The sequence below is a fragment of the Enterobacter sp. BIDMC 30 genome, from assembly GCF_000534355.1.
Classification (GTDB): Bacteria; Pseudomonadota; Gammaproteobacteria; order Enterobacterales; family Enterobacteriaceae; genus Enterobacter; species Enterobacter ludwigii.
Map to the genome: position 1 here is coordinate 3,888,364 of NZ_KI973169.1, position 16,667 is coordinate 3,905,030.

16 protein-coding genes are annotated in these 16,667 nt (G+C 51.9%); 12 read left to right on the forward strand and 4 right to left on the reverse strand.

The annotated features are described in order from the left end of the window. Positions 1–19 precede the first annotated feature (19 nt). On the forward strand, positions 20–874 hold the full coding sequence (locus tag L466_RS04110) for a co-chaperone YbbN (protein WP_025204830.1): 855 nt from the start codon (positions 20–22) through the stop codon (positions 872–874). Positions 875–923: 49 nt separating this feature from the next. On the opposite strand, the gene fetB is transcribed toward L466_RS04110, so the two are convergent. Both fetB and fetA read right to left on the reverse strand, forming a co-directional pair. Continuing rightward, positions 924–1,706, reverse strand: a complete 783-nt coding sequence (gene fetB, locus L466_RS04105; RefSeq protein WP_032681540.1) for an iron efflux ABC transporter permease subunit FetB — start codon at positions 1,704–1,706, stop codon at positions 924–926. Next, positions 1,699–2,370 carry an iron efflux ABC transporter ATP-binding subunit FetA gene (gene fetA, locus L466_RS04100; protein ID WP_032677558.1) on the reverse strand — a complete coding sequence of 224 codons (672 nt, stop codon included), beginning with the start codon at positions 2,368–2,370 and terminating at the stop codon, positions 1,699–1,701. Before fetA ends, fetB begins: the two co-directional genes overlap by 8 nt. A 217-nt stretch (positions 2,371–2,587) precedes the next feature. Between fetA and L466_RS04095 the strand changes: the two genes are divergently transcribed. Further along, positions 2,588–3,502, forward strand: a complete 915-nt coding sequence (locus L466_RS04095) for an SPFH domain-containing protein (RefSeq protein ID WP_014168925.1) — start codon at positions 2,588–2,590, stop codon at positions 3,500–3,502. After that, complete coding sequence (locus L466_RS04090) at positions 3,499–3,957, forward strand: NfeD family protein (RefSeq protein WP_014168924.1); 459 nt, start codon at positions 3,499–3,501, stop codon at positions 3,955–3,957. Before L466_RS04095 ends, L466_RS04090 begins: the two co-directional genes overlap by 4 nt. On the opposite strand, the gene cueR is transcribed toward L466_RS04090, so the two are convergent. Then, on the reverse strand, positions 3,948–4,358 hold the full coding sequence (gene cueR / locus L466_RS04085; protein WP_014168923.1) for a Cu(I)-responsive transcriptional regulator: 411 nt from the start codon (positions 4,356–4,358) through the stop codon (positions 3,948–3,950). The genes L466_RS04090 and cueR overlap by 10 nt on opposite strands. A 108-nt stretch (positions 4,359–4,466) precedes the next feature. Here cueR and copA point away from each other — a divergent pair, with 108 nt between their 5' ends. The 3 genes from copA to ybaK all read left to right on the forward strand — a co-directional run bounded on the left by copA (position 4,467) and on the right by ybaK (position 8,489). Next, on the forward strand, positions 4,467–6,965 hold the full coding sequence (copA, locus tag L466_RS04080) for a copper-exporting P-type ATPase CopA (RefSeq protein ID WP_032681541.1): 2,499 nt from the start codon (positions 4,467–4,469) through the stop codon (positions 6,963–6,965). A 50-nt stretch (positions 6,966–7,015) separates the two neighbouring features. Next, positions 7,016–7,810, forward strand: a complete 795-nt coding sequence (locus L466_RS04075; RefSeq protein WP_025204835.1) for a TraB/GumN family protein — start codon at positions 7,016–7,018, stop codon at positions 7,808–7,810. 199 nt (positions 7,811–8,009) lie between these two features. Further along, entirely contained in the window at positions 8,010–8,489 is a 480-nt protein-coding gene (ybaK, locus tag L466_RS04070) for a Cys-tRNA(Pro)/Cys-tRNA(Cys) deacylase YbaK (protein WP_020885175.1), read from the forward strand. Positions 8,490–8,578: 89 nt separating this feature from the next. Here ybaK and ushA read toward each other — a convergent pair whose 3' ends face one another. After that, entirely contained in the window at positions 8,579–10,231 is a 1,653-nt protein-coding gene (gene ushA / locus L466_RS04065; RefSeq protein ID WP_025204836.1) for a bifunctional UDP-sugar hydrolase/5'-nucleotidase UshA, read from the reverse strand. A 169-nt stretch (positions 10,232–10,400) separates the two neighbouring features. Between ushA and L466_RS04060 the strand changes: the two genes are divergently transcribed. The 6 genes from L466_RS04060 (at position 10,401) to L466_RS04040 (ending at position 16,603) form a co-directional block, all read left to right on the forward strand. Beyond that, positions 10,401–11,609 (forward strand): MFS transporter, encoded by a 1,209-nt coding sequence (locus L466_RS04060; protein ID WP_025204837.1) that lies wholly within the window; start codon positions 10,401–10,403, stop codon positions 11,607–11,609. Positions 11,610–11,838: 229 nt separating this feature from the next. Beyond that, positions 11,839–13,515 carry a YbaL family putative K(+) efflux transporter gene (gene ybaL, locus L466_RS04055; RefSeq protein ID WP_014168917.1) on the forward strand — a complete coding sequence of 559 codons (1,677 nt, stop codon included), beginning with the start codon at positions 11,839–11,841 and terminating at the stop codon, positions 13,513–13,515. Between the two features lie 1,018 nt (positions 13,516–14,533). Then, positions 14,534–15,034 carry a site-specific integrase gene (locus L466_RS24150; RefSeq protein ID WP_032677546.1) on the forward strand — a complete coding sequence of 167 codons (501 nt, stop codon included), beginning with the start codon at positions 14,534–14,536 and terminating at the stop codon, positions 15,032–15,034. 161 nt (positions 15,035–15,195) lie between these two features. Continuing rightward, a complete protein-coding gene (locus L466_RS04045; protein ID WP_032681542.1) occupies positions 15,196–15,897 on the forward strand; it encodes a hypothetical protein in 702 nt (233 codons plus the stop codon). A gap of 2 nt (positions 15,898–15,899) precedes the next feature. Continuing rightward, positions 15,900–16,127, forward strand: coding sequence for a hypothetical protein (locus L466_RS0122660; RefSeq protein ID WP_032681543.1), 228 nt, complete (start codon positions 15,900–15,902; stop codon positions 16,125–16,127). Then, positions 16,124–16,603: an Hcp family type VI secretion system effector gene (locus L466_RS04040; RefSeq protein WP_032681544.1), complete on the forward strand. Its 480-nt coding sequence runs from the start codon at positions 16,124–16,126 to the stop codon at positions 16,601–16,603. Before L466_RS0122660 ends, L466_RS04040 begins: the two co-directional genes overlap by 4 nt. Positions 16,604–16,667 lie beyond the last annotated feature (64 nt).

Below are 16,667 nucleotides of genomic sequence, written 5' to 3' on the forward strand. Positions count from 1 at the left end.
CGATAAAAGAGAAGGCCGCATGTCCGTACAGAATATCGTCAATATTACTGAAGCAAACCTGCAACAGACCCTCGAACAGTCCATGACCAAACCGGTGCTGTTCTACTTCTGGTCTGAGCGTAGCCAACACTGTCTGCAGCTGACGCCGGTACTCGAAAGCCTTGCCGCGCAATACAATGGCCAGTTCATTCTGGCCAAACTGGATTGTGACGCTGAGCCTATGGTGGCGTCTCAGTTTGGCCTGCGCGCGATTCCTACCGTCTATCTGTTCCAGAATGGGCAACCTGTTGATGGCTTCCAGGGGCCACAGCCTGAAGAAGCGATCCGCGCCCTGCTGGATAAAGTCCTGCCGCGCGAGGAAGAGCTGAAGGCGCAGGAAGCCATGGGGCTAATGCAGGAAGGCAAATACGACGAAGCGCTGCCGCTGCTCAAAGAGGCGTGGCAGCTGTCGAAACAGGACAGCCAGATTGGCCTGCTCCTCGCGGAAACGCAGATTGCCCTGCACCGTTCCGACGATGCGGAAGCTGTGCTGAAGACCATTCCACTGCAGGATCAGGATACCCGTTATCAGGGTCTGGTCGCGCAGATCGATCTGCTGAAACAGGCGGCGGATACACCGGAGATCCAGCAGCTTCAACAGCAGGTTGCCGATAACCCGACCGATGCCGCGCTGGCAAGCCAGCTGGCGCTGCAGCTGCATCAGGTGGGACGTAACGAAGAAGCGCTGGCACTGCTGTTCAGCCATCTGCAAAACGATCTGGGTGCCGCCGACGGTCAGGCGCGGAAAATGTTCCAGGAGATCCTGGCCGCGCTGGGCACCGGCGATGCGCTGGCGTCGACGTACCGCCGTCAGCTGTACGCCCTGCTCTACTGATGAACAGGCCCGGTGCCGCTTGCGCTCACCGGGCCTGCAAAAGAGGCGGTCACCCCGCCTTTTTCAACTGCGTCACCACCAGCTGATGGCGCGCGTTGTAGAACTTCCGATAGGTTAAATAGCAGGCAATGATGGTCGACAGGCTGGCCGTAGAGAGCAGCATAAAGGTCACCATGATCTGATATTTAATGGCTTTGACCGGATCGATACCGGCAAAAATCAGCCCCGACATCATTCCCGGCAGGCTAACCAGCCCAACCGTTTTTGCGGAATCCACCGTTGGGATCAGCGACGAGCGGATGCTGTCGCGGATCAGTACCGTCGAGGCCATTTTCGGTGTCGCCCCCAGACTTAATTTCTCCTGCAGCTTCTGTTGTTCACTGCTAAATCGCTGGCCGAGGTTGTTGTAACACAGTCCTACAGCCACCATAGCGTTCCCCGCAATCATCCCGGAAATAGGGATAACCTGCATCGGCGTAAACTCGATTGAGCCGGACACCACCAGCACCGCCAGCGTCAGCGCCGTCCCGGTTGTAATGGCGATAAACGATGAGACAAACGCCTTATCGATATACTTACTGCGTTTCTGCGCGTTCCACGCCGCGTTAAAGCAGATAAACAGCACCATCAGGAGCGTCAGCACCGCGTGGTTGACGTTAAAAATATACTTCAGCACATAGCCGACAATAATGAGCTGGATAACCGCGCGGCAGATACTCCAGATAATATCTTTCTCCAGACCCAGCTTTTCCCGGTAGCTCACCACAATAGCGATCAGTACCAGTACCATCGAAAACGCCAGCGACGTATTCGTAATATTATGCTCACCCACGGTTTGCCTCCTGCATTTTCCCGCCCTGCGGCTCAAGCGTAATGACGTCATCCGCATGGGTAATTTCGTTTGAATCGTGCGTAACCCACAGCACGGCAATATTCTGCTCGCTTGCGTAACGATGAATAATCTCGTTAACGTTGCGTTTGTTCACCTCATCCAGCGCGCTGGTGATCTCGTCCAGTAACAATATCTTCGGCAAAAACTGCAGATTGCGAATCAGCGAAACACGCTGCTTTTCGCCGCCCGATAATTCATTGATGGATTTAGTCAGCGTCTCTTTCGACAGGCCAAAGCGGGCCAGATCGGCGATAAATTTTTCTGGCTCCGGCGTTTTATGACGGATTTGCCACGGAAAGACCAGGTTGTCATAAACCGTGTCCCCAAACAGCGAAGGGGTTTGCACGCAGTAAGAGACCTGCTGGCGATAGCTTTCTGGCGACAGTGTCGCGATATCCTGCCCTTCAAACAGAATAGCGCCCTCAGTGGGGCTGAGCAGTGAAGCGACAATCTTTAATAACGTGCTTTTACCACAGCCTGACGGCCCTGTTATCAGTTTGAACTCACCCGGGGAAAGACAAAAATCGACATGCTGAAGGATCGTGGTATTTGCCACACGAAAACCGACATCCCTGACCTGCAAGAGCGTATTTTTATTGTTCATCATGCATCCTGTAACCACCTTTATTGCAACCATGCGTAGAATAATCCTTTCACGAACGCAGCGCGAATAGGGTGTATCGATGGCTGGAGTAAAGGTTTTACCGGTATTCGTCGCGCCCCCTTCTTTACAGGGGCGAATTTCAGCCCGATAGCCGATATACTGACTCATAACACACACGCAGTTCCCTTCGTCACAGCATGCAAAACAGGAGGTTTTTATGCTTATCGTTATACCTGTCCTTATTTTCGTTGCGCTGGTTATTGTCGGCGCTGGCGTCAAAATTGTCCCACAAGGGTATCAGTGGACCGTTGAACGCTTTGGCCGCTACACCAACACGCTCCAGCCGGGTTTAAGCCTGATTGTCCCTTTCATGGACAGGATTGGACGTAAAATCAATATGATGGAACAGGTGCTGGATATTCCTTCCCAGGAAGTGATCTCCAAGGATAACGCCAACGTCACCATTGATGCGGTCTGTTTTATTCAGGTTATTGATGCCCCAAAAGCGGCCTATGAAGTCAGCAATCTGGAGCTGGCTATCGTAAATCTGACGATGACCAACATTCGTACCGTGCTCGGTTCAATGGAGCTGGACGAGATGCTCTCTCAGCGCGACAGCATTAACACCCGCCTGCTGCACATTGTCGACGAGGCCACCAACCCGTGGGGGATCAAAGTTACCCGTATTGAGATCCGCGACGTGCGCCCACCGGCAGAGCTGATCGCCTCCATGAACGCGCAGATGAAAGCGGAACGGACCAAACGCGCCTACATTCTGGAAGCTGAAGGGGTGCGTCAGGCAGAGATCCTGAAAGCCGAAGGGGAAAAACAGTCGCAGATCCTGAAAGCGGAAGGTGAACGCCAGTCTGCCTTCTTACAGGCGGAAGCCCGTGAACGTTCTGCAGAAGCGGAAGCCCGCGCCACCCAGATGGTCTCTGAAGCAATTGCGGCGGGTGATATCCAGGCGGTGAACTACTTCGTTGCGCAAAAATACACTGACGCGCTGAAAGAGATTGGCTCCGCGAACAACAGCAAAGTGGTGATGATGCCGCTGGATGCCAGCAGCCTGATGGGCTCCATCGCCGGGATCACTGAACTTATCAAAGACAGCGGAAACGAGCGCAAAAAATGATTGAGCTAATCGTCGCACATCCTCATGCATTCTGGCTAAGCCTCGGTGGCTTATTGCTGGCCGCGGAGATGCTTGGCGGCAACGGTTACCTGCTCTGGAGCGGTGTTGCCGCTGTCATTACCGGGTTAGTGGTCTGGCTACTGCCCCTGGACTGGGCGTGGCAGGGGGCGTTATTTGCCGTGCTGACGCTGTTGGCCGCCTGGCTGTGGTGGCGCTGGCTTAACCGCCAGGTGACAGAGCAGAAACCGCTCGACGCCCACCTCAATCAGCGCGGGCAGCAGATTGTCGGCAAACGTTTTACGCTCGACACGGCGCTGGTTAACGGGCGCGGACATATGCGCGTGGGCGACAGTTCATGGCCCGTGGTGGCCGACGATGACCTCAGCGCCGGCACGCAGGTTGAGGTCATTGCGGTGGAAGGGATAACCCTGCGGGTTAAAGCCTGTCAGGCATGAGCCTTACGATGACAGCAGCCGGACAGATTATCGATAATCGGGCAGTCGGCGCTGTCATCCCCCGGACAGGATTCCGCCAGCGCCAGAAGCTGCTGACGCATCGCCTGTAACTCGGTAATGTGGCGTTCAATCTCAGCCACTTTCTCCAGCGTACGTTTTTTCACGTCTGCGCTATGGCGCGCCGGATCGTTAAATAAGGTGACCAGCTCGCCGCACTCTTCAAGGTTAAATCCCACCTGCCGCGCCTGGCGCAGTAGCGTCAGTTCATCAAGATGCAGTTGCGTATAACTGCGGTAGCCATTTTCACTGCGCAGCGGCGGTGTCACCAGCCCCTTCTCTTCATAAAAACGGATCGCTTTGCTGGTCAATCCGGTTTTTTTCGCAACATCACTGATATTCACATTTCCCCCTTGACCTTCCCCTTGATGGAAGGTTTAACCTTCATAACAGTTAGCGAAAAGCGTTATGCCGGTCAACATCTGACCAGATCATTATACGGGAGTTTTGTTATGTCTCACACTATTGACCTGACACTGGACGGCCTCTCCTGCGGCCACTGTGTCAAACGCGTTAAAGAAAGTCTGGAACAGCGTCCTGATGTAGACAGCGCTGAAGTGACCCTTGATCACGCCGCCGTCACCGGTAGCGCCAGTGCGGATGCGCTGATTGATACGATCAAACAGGCTGGTTACGGGGCGGAGCTGAGCCACCCAAAGGCTAAACCGCTGGCAGAGTCATCATCCCCGTCGGAAGCACTGACAGCGGCCACTCCTGAGCTTCCGGTAGCTGATGATATTGATGACAGCCAACAGCTGCTGATCAACGGCATGAGCTGCGCCAGCTGCGTCTCCCGAGTACAAAATGCCTTGCAGGCTGTACCGGGTGTCGCGCAGGCACGGGTCAATCTTGCGGAGCGTACTGCGCTGGTGATGGGCAGTGCCTCCGCCGCAGATTTAGTGCAGGCCGTTGAAAAAGCGGGCTACGGCGCAGAGGCCATCGAAGATGACCTCAAACGTCGTGAACGCCAGCAGGAAACGGCCGTCGCCACCATGAAACGCTTCCGCTGGCAGGCCATCGTCGCGCTGCTGGTTGGGGTCCCGGTCATGGTGTGGGGTATGATCGGTGACAATATGATGGTCACCGACGATAACCGCACGCTGTGGCTGGTCATTGGGTTGATTACGCTTGCCGTGATGGTCTTCGCAGGCGGTCACTTCTACTCCAGCGCCTGGAAAAGCCTGAAAAATCGCACCGCGACGATGGATACCCTTGTCGCACTCGGCACGGGTGCGGCGTGGCTGTACTCCATGAGCGTCAACGTCTGGCCCCAGTGGTTCCCGATGGAAGCGCGTCATCTCTATTATGAAGCGAGCGCGATGATTATCGGCTTGATTAACCTCGGCCATATGCTTGAAGCGCGCGCCCGTCAGCGCTCCTCCAGGGCGCTGGAGCGCCTGCTGGATTTAACCCCACCGACCGCGCGCGTCGTGACGGATACGGGTGAAAAAAATGTCCCATTGGCTGAAGTTCAACCCGGCATGACGCTGCGCCTGACCACCGGCGACCGCGTTCCCGTCGACGGTGAAATCACTCAGGGCGAAGCCTGGTTTGACGAAGCGATGCTGACCGGAGAACCCGTCCCGCAACAGAAAGCCCAGGGCGATGCCATTCATGCCGGTACGGTGGTGCAGGACGGTAGCGTGCTTTTCACCGCCAGTGCGGTCGGCAGCCATACCACGCTGTCACGCATTATTCGCATGGTGCGTCAGGCACAGAGCAGTAAGCCGGAAATTGGTCAGCTGGCCGATAAAATCTCCGCCATTTTTGTGCCGGTCGTGGTCGGTATCGCGCTGCTGAGCGCGGCTATCTGGTATGTCTTCGGTCCGGCACCGCAAATTGTTTATACCCTGGTGATTGCCACCACGGTGCTGATCATTGCCTGTCCTTGCGCGCTCGGTCTTGCCACGCCAATGTCGATCATCTCAGGCGTAGGCCGTGCCGCTGAATTTGGCGTGCTGGTACGGGATGCCGATGCGCTGCAGCGGGCGAGCACGCTGGACACACTGGTGTTTGATAAAACCGGCACGCTGACGGAAGGGAAACCGCAGGTAGTGGCCGTGATAACCGCAGGCATCACGCAGGATGACGCGCTGCGTCTCGCCGCGGCGCTTGAACAAGGCTCCAGCCACCCGCTGGCCCACGCCATTATTGAGAAAGCCGGGAATGCCAGCCTGCCGCAGGTGAGCAATTTCCGTACCCTGCGCGGTTTAGGCGTCAGCGGTACCGCCGAAGGGCACACGCTGCTGCTGGGGAATCAGGCACTGCTGAAGGAGCATGGCGTTGAGACTTCAGCCCTGGAACAAGACCTGAAAGATCAAGCCTCTCAGGGCGCAACCCCGGTTCTGCTTGCCGTTGATGGCAAGGCCGCGGCGCTGCTGGCGATTCGCGATCCGCTACGCCAGGACAGCGTGCAGGCGTTGCAACGCCTGCATCGTGCGGGCTATCGCCTGGTGATGTTGACCGGGGATAATCCTGTGACGGCGAACGCCATCGCCCGGGAAGCTGGGATTGACGAGGTCATTGCCGGGGTGTTACCTGACGGCAAAGCAGACGCCATCAAGACGCTGCAAAGCCAGGGTCGCCAGGTGGCGATGGTCGGTGACGGGATTAACGATGCGCCGGCGCTGGCACAGGCGGAAGTGGGTATTGCGATGGGGGGCGGTAGCGATGTCGCCATTGAGACGGCCGCCATCACCCTGATGCGTCACAGCCTGATGGGCGTTGCGGACGCGCTGGCGATTTCAAAAGCCACCTTGCGCAACATGAAGCAGAACCTGCTGGGTGCCTTCGTCTACAACTCGCTCGGTATCCCGATTGCTGCCGGTATTTTGTGGCCGCTGACCGGCACGCTGCTGAACCCGGTTGTCGCGGGTGCGGCGATGGCGCTCTCGTCCATTACCGTGGTGAGCAACGCAAACCGGTTGTTGCGGTTTAAACCGAAAGATTGAACCTTCTTCTCCTACGCGCTAGCATGAACCTTTCCGTTTATGGAGCGCGTATGAGTCTGTTTAATCGTATAAAAACATCGTTTCGCGCCCTCTTCCCCCGCCGTTATGCCTGGCCCGGCATGGATATCTCGCTTCCCGGCGGGCAGCACCTTCACCTGGTGGGCAGCATCCATATGGGCACGCAGGATATGTCCCCGCTGCCAGCCGGTCTGATGAAACTGCTGAAGAGCGCCGATGCGCTGGTCGTTGAAGCGGATATTTCGGGCCAGACGTCGCCGTTTGCCGGCCTCGAAAGCGATCTCCCCCTTGCTGAACGTTTGAACGACACGCAGTTTGCTGAACTGACGCGCGTCGCAGATGAGACGGGGGTGTCGCTCTCCATGCTGGACACACTGCCGCTGTGGCAAATCGCGATGGTCCTGCAGGCGACCCAGGCGCAGCGTCTGGGGCTACGCGGCGATTACGGTATTGATTACCAGCTGTTGAATGCCGCGAGAGCACGCCATTTGTCAGTCATTGAGCTCGAAGGTACGGACAGCCAGATAGCCCTGCTGCGCCAGCTTCCTGATGATGGGCTGATGCTGCTGGATGATACCCTGACCCACTGGCACACCAACGCGCGTCTGTTGCAAACGATGATCGGCTGGTGGCTGAATGCGCCGCCCACGGACGGTAAACTGGCGCTGCCGTCGACGTTCAGTGAATCGTTGTATGATGTGCTGATGAACGAGCGCAACAAAGCCTGGCAGCAGACGTTACATGCGTTGCCTGCGGGGCGTTACGTGGTCGCTGTCGGGGCGTTACATTTGTACGGAGAAGGGAATTTGCCGTCACTGCTGAAATAAAAAAATGGCCAATATTTCTATTGGCCCGTCAAAGAGGAATTTCATCGTTTTTATTATGCCGAAGGAGACCTTCGGTTGAGCCGATTGTCGCTCAAAGTGACCATCACTGCCAATACTATTGCGCAAGATGGTGCTATTTTTTAGACAAACGTCAGGCGTATGCTGTCAGCATGAATTGTCTGTCGTAAGAAGGATAGCTATGACTCCCGCCGTTAAATTACTCGAAAAAAACAACATTCCCTTTCGGATCCACACCTACGATCACGATCCCAGCGAAACGAATTTTGGTGATGAAGTGGTGCGCAAACTGGGGCTGAACGCCGATCGGGTTTATAAGACGCTGCTGGTGGCGGTGAACGGTGATATGAAACACCTCGCCGTTGCGGTAACGCCCGTTGCCGGGCAACTGGATCTCAAGAAAGTGGCCAAAGCGCTGGGGGCAAAGAAGGTGGATATGGCCGATCCGATGGTTGCGCAACGCACTACCGGCTACCTTGTCGGCGGTATTAGCCCGCTCGGGCAGAAAAAACGCCTGCCGACGCTGATTGATGCCCCTTCGCAGACCTTCGACACCATTTATATTTCCGGCGGCAAACGCGGGCTGGATATTGAACTGTCCGCAGGCGATCTGGCGAAAATACTGGACGCGACATTTGCGGATATTGCGCGACGGGATTGAGGAAGTGGCCCGGAGGCACTGTGCTTACCGGGCCGACGATTCTCATACAGGCCGGGTCAGGCGTAGCCGCCCCCCGGCACAAAACCGCACTACTGCCAGCTCACCTCGCCTTTCGGCTCATAGGTATTCACGTCGATCGGTGAATTCTGCTCGATGAACTGCTTCAGCACTTCCGCATCGATAAACCCGGTATTCACATAGCCCGGTTTATTGTCGATATGCGGGTAACCGTCACCACCGGTGGCGTTAAAGCTTAATGTTGCCATGCGGTAGGTTTTGGCAGGGTCGACCGGCTCGCCTTTGATTTTGAGGTCGTTGAGCTTGCCGCCCTTTGCCACAAAGCTGACGTTAGCAAACTGCGGATAAGCGCCGGAGTCCGGCTTCATCTGCGCCACGGCGGTGAGATAGTCAATCACCTCTTTACCGCTCATGTCGACATACACCACGATGTTACCGAACGGCTGAACCTTCAGCACATCTTTATAGGTGATGTTTCCGCCTTCGATGGAGTCACGGATGCCGCCGCCGCTCATCACACCAAAATCGGCATTTGTGCGCGCCATTTGTGCCGCCAGCACCAGATGCCCCATATTGGTCTGCACAAAGCGAACTTTGCTGCGGTCCCCTTCCAGACGACCATTCAGCGTACCAATCTTCACGTCCAGCTGCGCCTTGCCTTTATTCTGGAAGGGCGTCAGCAGGGAGAGCATCTGTGCGTTCTCGGCAATTTCCGGGGTGTAGAGTACGCGCTCACTTTTCCCGTCAGGGTAAGTCACTTTCTTCTTCAGGTTGACCGGAATGAGCTGATAGTGCACCAGCTTCATCTCGCCGTTACGGAACTCAAAGTCCGCACGCCCCACGTATTTACCCCATTCATGCGCCTGCACAATCCAGATACCGTTCTGACGGTCCGGAGCACACGGCGTGCCTGGCACGTAGTCGACCTGCTTTTTATTCTCTGACGCCATGCAGACCGGGTCTTGTGAATGACCGCCCACAATCATCGCCAGCGAGCCCGCAGGCAGGCTGCGAGCCATCTCCACGTCACCCGGCGCATTCGAGCCGTGCTCACCGTTGTCGTAGTGGCCCATATGGGTGGTGGCAATAATGACATCCGGCTTTTCGTTCTGCTGCAATTCCTGAATGACCAGCTTCGCTTCGTCTGCAGGTTTACGGAATTCGATATCGGTAAAGAACTCAGGGTTGCCGATTTTCGCCGTATCGTCAGTGGTTAACCCGATGACCGCAATTTTCAGATCCTGACGCTTAAACAGCGCCCAGGGTTTGAACAGTCGCTCGCCGGTGCTTTTCTGGTAGATGTTGGCAGAGAGGAACGGAAATTTGGCCCATTTTTCCTGCTGACGCAGCACCGTCAGCGGGTTATCGAATTCATGGTTACCGACGGCCATTGCATCGTAGCCAATAAGATTCATGCCGCGGAAATCAGGCTCCGCATCCTGTAAATCAGATTCCGGCACACCGGTATTGATATCGCCCCCCGACAGCAGCAGTACGCTACCCCCCTGGGCTGCCACCTCTTTACGAATGCCATCCACCAGCGTTTTTTGTGCCGACAGACCGTATTCGCCGTATTCACTGCGCCAGAAATGGCCGTGGTGATCGTTGGTATGCAGAATGGTGATTTTATAGGTTTTATCTTTTTCATAGGCCTGCACGGGCAGGCTAACCAGACCCCAGGCGGCGATCAGCGCCAGCGCGACGCTCCGCTTCATTAACTTCATCTTCTCTCTCCCTGACCAATAGACAAAGGCAAAAATTACAGTGACTAATAAGAATAGACAAATAAGTTTTCAGAATTGCGACTTTATTCAAATGTCACTGCCGGGTATGTTAGTTGGATAATAATTACACCCTGCATTTCTAATAACAAAAGACGTGGTATTCATCTCTATGGCAATCAGTGAATCAACCCAGCCCGTGTCTGGCGCTCAGGCGTCGCGCACCTCGTTTAAAGTGTTAGGCGCAATCAGTCTTTCACATCTGCTCAACGACATGATCCAGTCGTTGATTCTCGCGATCTACCCGCTGCTGCAGTCCGAGTTTTCGTTAACGTTCGTGCAGATCGGGATGATCACCCTGACCTTCCAGCTGGCCTCCTCGCTTCTGCAACCGGTCGTGGGCTACTGGACGGATAAATATCCTATGCCGTGGTCGCTACCGATTGGCATGTGTTTTACCTTGAGCGGGCTGGTTCTGCTGGCAATGGCAGGCAGCTTTGAAGCTGTGCTGATTGCCGCCGCGCTGGTGGGCACGGGGTCGTCGGTCTTTCACCCGGAGTCCTCACGCGTGGCGCGCATGGCCTCCGGGGGCCGTCACGGGCTGGCGCAATCGCTCTTTCAGGTGGGCGGTAACTTTGGCAGCTCCCTCGGCCCACTGCTGGCAGCGGTGATCATCGCTCCGTACGGCAAGGGTAACGTAGCGTGGTTTGTGCTGGCAGCCTTGCTGGCGATTATCGTACTGATTCAGATCAGCCGCTGGTATGCCGCGCAGCATCGCGTGAACAAAGGTAAACCTAAAGCGAAGGTTATCAATCCCCTTCCTCGCGATAAGGTCATTCTGGCCGTCTCCGTGCTTCTGGTGCTGATTTTCTCGAAATACTTCTATATGGCGAGCATCAGCAGCTATTACACCTTTTACCTGATGCAAAAATTCGGATTATCGGTCCAAAACGCCCAGCTTCACCTGTTTGCCTTCCTGTTTGCGGTGGCTGCAGGGACGGTTATCGGCGGGCCTGTGGGCGATAAAATCGGGCGCAAATACGTCATTTGGGGCTCTATCCTCGGCGTGGCCCCGTTTACCCTTATTTTGCCGTATGCAAGCCTGGAGTGGACGGGGATTTTGACCGTGATTATTGGGTTTATCCTCGCCTCGGCGTTTTCCGCCATCCTTGTTTACGCGCAGGAGCTGCTGCCAGGCCGTATCGGTATGGTTTCCGGGCTCTTTTTCGGTTTTGCTTTCGGCATGGGCGGCCTTGGTGCAGCAGTGCTGGGCATGATTGCCGACCACACCAGCATCTTCCTGGTCTATAAAATCTGTGCTTTCCTGCCGCTTCTGGGAATGTTGACCATATTCCTGCCTGATAACCGCCATAAAGCGTAATATAACGGTCGCTAAAGTTTTACTTTGGCGGCCTGACCCCCTGATGCCATAAGGGTTTCTTCTGCATCCCCCCGCCTAATTTATCAAAATGCGCTTTTTTACACGCATATTGCTGTTTTATTCAAACTTCAACAATTATTCATAAACATAACGGCAAAAATTGTCATAAACTATTACTCGGTTTTTGGTTTTTTAACCAAATGGAACACCCACAACGAAAGGAGACGGAATGCATCACGCCACACCGCTTATCACCACCATTGTTGGTGGACTTGTGCTCGCTTTTATCCTCGGCATGATTGCCAATAAACTGCGTATTTCGCCTCTGGTGGGCTATTTGTTAGCGGGTGTGCTGGCGGGTCCCTTTACGCCAGGTTTCGTGGCGGATACCAAACTGGCGCCCGAACTGGCGGAATTAGGCGTGATTCTGCTGATGTTTGGCGTAGGTCTGCATTTCTCACTGAAGGATCTGATGGCGGTAAAGTCGATCGCCATACCGGGAGCGATCGCACAGATAGCCGTAGCGACGCTGCTGGGAATGGCGCTTTCGACAGTGCTTGGCTGGTCGCTGATGACCGGTATCGTCTTTGGGCTGTGTCTTTCAACCGCCAGTACCGTCGTACTGCTGCGCGCGCTTGAGGAGAGGCAGCTTATCGACAGCCAGCGCGGACAAATCGCGATAGGCTGGCTGATTGTGGAAGACCTGGTGATGGTGCTGACGCTGGTGTTGCTGCCTGCCGTCGCCGGTATGATGGAAAAAGAGAGCGTCGGCTTTGCGACGCTGGCGCTGGACATGAGCATCACCATCGGGAAAGTGGTGGCGTTTATCACCATTATGATGCTGGTGGGCCGCCGTCTGGTGCCGTGGATCCTGTCCCGCAGCGCGGCCACCGGCTCCCGTGAGTTGTTTACCCTGTCTGTCCTTGCCCTGGCGCTGGGGATTGCCTTCGGTGCCGTTGAACTGTTCGACGTCTCCTTTGCACTGGGCGCGTTCTTCGCCGGGATGGTGCTGAACGAATCCGAGCTGAGCCACCGTGCGGCGCACGATACGCTGCCGCTGCGCGACGCCTTCGCCGTCCTGTTCTTTGTCTCTGTCGGGATGCTGTTTGATCCGATGGTTCTGGTTCAGCAGCCGCTGGCCGTGATGGGCACCCTGGCGATTATTATCTTTGGTAAGTCGGTTGCCGCCTTCTTCCTGGTACGGATGTTTGGCCACTCGCCGCGTACCGCTCTGACCATCGCCGCCAGCCTGGCGCAGATTGGTGAGTTCGCCTTTATTCTGGCGGGCCTGGGTATGGCGCTGAATCTGCTGCCGCAGGCCGGGCAAAATCTGGTCCTCGCCGGAGCGATCCTCTCCATCATGCTGAACCCGGTCCTGTTTGCGTTGCTGGAAAAATACCTCGATAAAACCGAAACGCTGGAAGAGCAGACGCTGGAAGAAGCTATCGAAGAAGAGAAGCAGATCCCGGTGGATATTTGCAATCATGCCCTGCTGGTCGGCTTTGGCCGCGTAGGAAGCCTGCTCGGTGAGAAGCTGATGGCGCAGGGGATCCCGCTGGTGGTGATTGAAACATCACGTACCCGTGTCGACGAGCTGCGCGAGCGCGGCGTTCGCGCGGTGTTGGGCAATGCGGCAAACGAAGAGATCATGAATCTCGCGCATCTGGACTGCGCACGCTGGTTGCTGCTGACCATTCCAAACGGCTATGAAGCGGGTGAAATTGTGGCGTCCGCACGTGAAAAATGCCCGAATATTGAGATCATTGCCCGTGCCCATTATGACGATGAGGTGGAGTACATTACCGAACGGGGTGCGGATCAGGTGGTGATGGGTGAACGCGAAATTGCAAAAGCGATGCTGACGCTGTTAACGAAACCGCCGGTTGACGAGGTGGTGACGGGGTAAGCGTGCCTTCTGCAGCCCTTTACTGACCCTCTCCCACTCTGAGTGGGAGAGATTTCAAAATAATTGAACAAACAACGGAGTAATTTAAGTTAAAAAATATCGATTTAATTAAGTTTTATTGCATTGCCTGAGTAAGTTTTCGCCACCAGGCCCTAGTTCAAGAAACTTTTTTTGAACCCGTTTTTGAACTTGAACCGTGAATAAAAATACACTCATTATGCAAAGGAAATGAATAATGCAAATCAACTTTACTAACAAGGCAATCGAAAATCTTGCTCCAAAAGATAAGTCCTACATAGCGTAACATGCCAGCAGTGAACGAGGCACTGGACGTGTGGGAATTCGCGTTTATCCATCTGGACGCAAAACCTTTATGTATCGTCACTTTGTAGGAAAAAGCGCAAAATTCGAGAAGTTGGGTGTCTATCCTGATATGACTATCAGTAGCGCTCTGTAGAAATTTGAGTCATTAGCTGCTTGCCCGGATGTGATAAAGGTAGCCAGGAAAAACGGCACACTTGCTGATCTGTTTGAAGCACATAAAGCTGATTTCATCGCATCCGGTAAGCGTGAATATCATCATTACATAGCCCTCAGATCAACACTGTTAGAAACTGGCTTGCTTCCTGAAAGTACCATCGTAAAAAAATCACTACTAACGATATCCGAGCAGTTCTTAACAAAGTATATCAGCGTACTCAAAGCGTGGTTGGGTTAATGAGATCCGTAAGCCCTTGCATAACCACTTTTTCATGGGCAGTTAAGTGTGACAAATCCCTTCTTCTTGATAAGCCCGACATCATGTTCGACGTGCCTTTTAACCCGGTTACTCCTATTCCTGCTTTAGAGCATGAGGGATATGTTGGGGAAAGATTTCTTGATTTTGATGAACTTGCTTTGCTCCTTAAAACAACAGAAAAGGAATTTTTTAATCCCGATGTTGCAGTTCTCATTCAGTTAGTATTTTTCTGCGGGGGCCAACGACCTTATGAGATAATGTCTTTAGCAAAAAATAACTATGATAAGAAAAGCCGAACTCTTTCGATTCCACCCTCAATTTCAAAAAACTAAAAAATGGTATTACCTGCCTCTTTGCGATAGTGCGGTCCATTTGATTGATTTGATGATTTCACGTTATCCCGATAACGAATATCTTTTTCCAAATCAGGATTATGAAACGAAGTTAAGAAAGTGGGAAGAAAAAAACAAAACAAACTCAAATGGTAAATTCTCGAAAACGCCAACAGCATTTATGAATGCCAGGACACTTGCAGGTAATATTGAACGCTTTTTCGAAAACCATTGTATTGAGAGCTTCTCCGTGCGTGACTTCAGAAGAACATTTAAGACCCTTGCTGGACAATTGAAGATCAGCAAAGATATTCGTGACAGAATCCAGAATCATGCAATGAATGATGTTTCGAGCATGCATTATGACAGATATGATTACAATGATGAAAAGCTGGAAGCCCTTTTGAAATGGGAAAATAAGCTGAAAGAAATAATGAACAACAATTAATTACACATTGCATTCACTAGCTTAATCATTTAAAGCCACCTATCTATCTAGATAATATGAAGGTGGCTTTTTTTTACTATTTACAAGAACTGAGAGCATGATCACTTGGAGCAAAGCTAAACGTGTAAGATGATCAACGAATCAAATCACAGGGACATATTATGTATTACAGTGAAAATATTATTAAGGAAATTGGAACCGACAAAGAATTAGCCATGAGATTAGATAAGGCTATGGCTGGTGTCAAAGATGGCTTTGTTGATTATGTGGGTAATCTTGGTGATGCAGCCACGCGCCTTTTATATTACTCATCTTGTTTAACTGAAAATTATCATGATGTATGCTTAAGATTAAGGGATGAAGATGTTAGATTTGTTTTGGGTTTAGGCCAGCTAATAAAACACCGGGATTTGATTTTCAGGATGATGACGCTTTATATAGAAACCATCCTCAAAAACAAAAATGAAAAACAGAAAAAAACACTTCTTGAAAAATTAATTCCAGTAACAAAAAACTTTGCCATAAAAAATGTCTCAAAAAGAGCCTTAATTTATTCTGTTGTATCTTACATCTGTTATGGAAATAAAGTGAGCGGATCAGTAGAGGCTGCTTTTGTGAAGAAATTAGGTGGACGGGCTGGCATTCCCATTACAGCATTGAATTTATATGGGATTGTTTACAAAGCTTCTGAAAGTGCAAATAGATTAAAAAGTTTTATGCCGCAATTTTATCACGCACTCTATGTAGAAACACTTGAAATGATGTATTTCTTTATTGAGCCAATCATTATGAAGGCTGGGTATTTAAATATAAGCACGGCGACTGATAATGAAATTACTAATGCTTTAAAGAGAATGATGTGATTATGTTAGAACCAATCAAGAGATTTTTAAAACAATTCTTCAATAGTTTTAAACAGGATTGTTTGAATGATATTTATTGGTACGGCGTATTTATATTTGCTGCTTTTTTTGCTGGCATAGCAGCATCCAATATAAATGATTTAAAAATAGCAGGAAAAATAATCTTAGGCGTTCTTATAATCATATTCGTAATTGCTTTCCGTTTCAAAGACAAAGGATTAAAAAAATGACAATACCAGCACATATTTGGCTTACCGATGAAAATAATTCACCTTTAATTGGTGAATGTGTAATGCCAACACGATTGGGTTCGACTGAGCTTAAATCTTTCAATCATTCTGTATGGATTCCTACTGATTATAATACAGGAAAGCTAACTGGAACGCGCATACATGTTCCTATCACATTTGAAAAAGAAATTGATCGCCTCACCCCATTTTTATTCAGAGGTGTATGTACTGGTAGAATGTTTAAAGAAGCTTTAATAAAAATGTATAGAATTAATGAGGCAGGAATAGAGATAGAATATTTTAATATAACATTGCAAAATGTGAAAATAACAAGAATCTCTCCAGTTTTATTTCCTCTGGGCGTTGCAAGTAAACATATGGAGGAAGTTGAAATCCGCTATGAATCTATCGAATGGAAATATTGTGATGGGAACATAATTTTTAAAGATACCTGGAATGAAAGAGCGGTAGCATAAAAAAAAGGTCTCTAATGAGTCCCTTTTTTATTTTACTTCAAAGGCCCGTATATCTGATCAACAA